Here is a 2,646-nt window from a genome sequence, read left to right as displayed (position 1 = left end):
CGCTCGGCCTTTCAGCCTCCCGGACACGGGAAGCGGCCGCCTCGCGGTCCTCTGCGTTCGGGATGACGGCCTGCTCAAAGACGCAGGGCATCCCGCTGTCGAGAAGCTCCGACAGTTCTGGCATGTTGGCGCTGGCGCCCACCGCGCACGCCGATTTGGTCGATGTGAAGGGGACTCTGCCTGGGCACAACAATGCCCAGGGGAGTGCGCTGGGAATCAAGATAGACTTCACCCAGCCATATGCGGTGTCTGGCAGCAAGGGTCGATACGAGCTGCGGGGCGCTGCGAACCTTCAGTCGTGCATCGTCAAGTATCTGCCGGTTTGCGGGCCATCCGTCGCGGTTACGTTCAACGCGATGGCGAACTTCGCCGACCCTTGGAGTCCTGCAACGGCGAGCAGCTCCAATAACAGCGTTTTTTCAATCCATGACACCCCCTAGCCATCGGGAGCGGCAATGATCGACAGGAAATTCTGGTCCGGCGTGGGAGGAGTGGTCTTTTCGGCCATTTTGATCGCATGGGGAAAAGGGTATTTCAGCCCCGGCCCCGGTGAATCTTCATGGATCATCCTACCGGGAACCATCCTTATTGTGGGTGGAATTGCAGCCCTTCCATTCTCTATCCGGAAAATCCGTCGACGTTGATCGTGTGAGGAATTCTTTATCTCAACCCTGACCTCGATCTTGCATGACTGACCGTCAGCTTGGCTGGCGAGCCGTTCTTGCTTGTCCGGGCGGGTACTTCTGGGGCCCGAGTGTCGCGTCGGGTGAGCGCCGGGTTCCACGGGATCCACTGCGACCGCACCGCCCCCCTCGGCGGCATCAGCGCCCTGATCCCGAACGCCCGCGCCCAGGCCACGCCCGGCGAGCTCACCGCCGCCCAGCTCCTGCACCTGCGCTCCGCAACCGTCCCGGTCCCGGTCCTCGCCGCGGCCGCCGCGCTGATCGCCGCCCAGCTGGAGGACCCGGACCCGGCTACCCGCGAGGCCGCCGGCGCCGTCCACACCCACCTGCTCGCCGCCATCGAGGACGCCCCGCCCGGCCGGTAGCCGCCAGCATGTCCAAGCCCTGTCCCAGCACCCTCGCCAAACGCTCCCACCAGGCAGAACAGGGTGGGACAGTCCCAGATCCGTCCCAGCAGAACGCCGGAAACGGACACCTGATACACGGGCTGGGACAGCCCCGTCCCAGCCCGGCGAACCGGTCGGCGGCTGACCCGCTCACCGAAGTTTGACCGCCGGCAGATCTACCTTCAGCGGCGCAGCGTGCGCTGGGCCAGGGCGAGGGTGACCTCGGTTTCGTCGCTCCAGGAGCAGACCTCCAGCCAGGAGAGGTAGCCGTCTTGGGCGAAGACCAGGACTTCGCCAGGGCAGTCGCCGTTCTCGGTGTAGATCTGGGCATCAGCGGCCACCACGGTGCTCGGTCCGGACGGCGCCGGCTGGACCGCAACCGTGTTGAGCTCGAAGTAGGCCGTGCCGCACCCGCACGTACAACGCCCGCTCACCCGGAGTTGGGGTACCTGGGCACGGAGCGCCAGGTGAACCGGATCATCGTCGTCGAGAAGGGCGTCGAGCACCTCGGCCACATCGGAAGGAAGGGACTCAGTCACGCCCGCACCGTACCTGACCTGCGACGTCAAAGTCCGGTGAGACGGGTCAGCGGGTGGGCGCGGCAGCGCCTGTCCCAGCCCGTACCCCGGACACCTCGTCACCAGCACGAACAGGCCGGGACCGTCCCAGCGAAACCGACACCGGGGCGGCCTGAGACACCGGTGGGACAGAGGTGGACACGGCAGCGCGACGGCAGCAAGGACGGCCAGGAGCCGGACCGGGACGGCGACGCCGACGGCTGCCTTGCCTTTCCAGTCAGCCGCAAGAGCACCCGGACGGTGGCCCGGACCACGGAACCCACCCCCCCACACAGGAAAACTTCCCGCGACGGGACACCAGCGGCGGGCCGGAGCGGTGGCGCGGCCCGGACAACGATGTCCCCGACGCCGGACCCACCACCACTGTCGAACGACACTGCAACGTCAGGAGCGGCGTCGGGCACCGAGTCCGTTGTGAACCTTCGTTACCCGGACGCGCCAGCGACAGCGGATCGTGGGCCGAGCCGTGCGATCTCTTGCGCATGAGCACCGCGGCCGTGGGCGGCGGCCGGACACAATGGTCACACCTCGCCGGCGCGGTGCTCCCCTCAACGGCGAGGTGTGCGGGGCCGGCTGGACACGGTGGGGTGTCCGGCCCGTCCCGGCCGCCGAGGACGCCTAGCCCCGTCCCGGCCGCCAGTTCCCGAACCATGATGCCTCCGGGAGGGAACGGCACACGGACCGGCCCGGGCCCCCGTCTGGGCGAGCCCCGGGCCGGTCCGAACGCGCCTGAGACAGGTCGCACCAGCGCCGGGTGGCTCCATCACCAGTGGTCCATGACGGAACCACCCAGCGCGGCGCCGAGGACGACGGGCGACTGAGGCGGCCGGGCGGGCGGTCAGTGTCGGACGCCTGCCGCCGTCCACGCCGTGGTGATCTCACAGTAGGCGGCCACGGCATCCCCGCCTTGTGCCTGCCGGGCGGGGGGGGGGGGGGGCGCCCCCCCCACGCCCCGCCAGACTGCGCGAGATGCGAGGGCCCCCGCCCGGCCCCCCCCCC

General features: G+C 69.0%; 4 protein-coding genes. 2 read left to right on the top strand and 2 right to left on the bottom strand.

Annotation, left to right across the window (positions count from 1 at the left end):
• Nucleotides 1-440: hypothetical protein (locus ABZ449_RS41940; RefSeq protein ID WP_360357387.1), on the top strand; the 440-nt coding region annotated here is incomplete at its 5' end.
• On the opposite strand, the gene ABZ449_RS41935 is transcribed toward ABZ449_RS41940, so the two are convergent.
• The gene (locus ABZ449_RS41935) at nt 437-568 is read right to left on the bottom strand and encodes a hypothetical protein (protein ID WP_360357384.1); all 132 of its coding nucleotides are present in this window, start codon (nt 566-568) and stop codon (nt 437-439) included. The genes ABZ449_RS41940 and ABZ449_RS41935 overlap by 4 nt on opposite strands.
• A 198-nt stretch (nt 569-766) precedes the next feature.
• Here ABZ449_RS41935 and ABZ449_RS41930 point away from each other — a divergent pair, with 198 nt between their 5' ends.
• On the top strand, nt 767-1,048 hold the full coding sequence (locus tag ABZ449_RS41930) for a hypothetical protein (RefSeq protein ID WP_360357382.1): 282 nt from the start codon (nt 767-769) through the stop codon (nt 1,046-1,048).
• Nucleotides 1,049-1,251: 203 nt separating this feature from the next.
• Here the strand turns inward: ABZ449_RS41930 and ABZ449_RS41925 are convergent, their stop codons facing one another.
• Nucleotides 1,252-1,608 (bottom strand): hypothetical protein, encoded by a 357-nt coding sequence (locus ABZ449_RS41925; RefSeq protein ID WP_360357379.1) that lies wholly within the window; start codon nt 1,606-1,608, stop codon nt 1,252-1,254.
• Between the last annotated feature and the right edge of the window lie 1,038 nt (nt 1,609-2,646).

It is taken from the genome of Kitasatospora sp. NPDC005856, assembly GCF_040629945.1.
Taxonomy (GTDB): Bacteria; Actinomycetota; Actinomycetes; order Streptomycetales; family Streptomycetaceae; genus Kitasatospora.
The sequence above is the reverse complement of the archived record's forward strand: the minus strand, read 5'-3'. Positions and strand labels throughout refer to the sequence as shown.

Bases quoted from the DNA above. Each gene is read 5' to 3' on its own strand.
- ABZ449_RS41935 (WP_360357384.1), bottom strand. From the start codon at position 568: ATGATCCATGAAGATTCACCGGGGCCGGGGCTGAAATACCCTTTTCCC.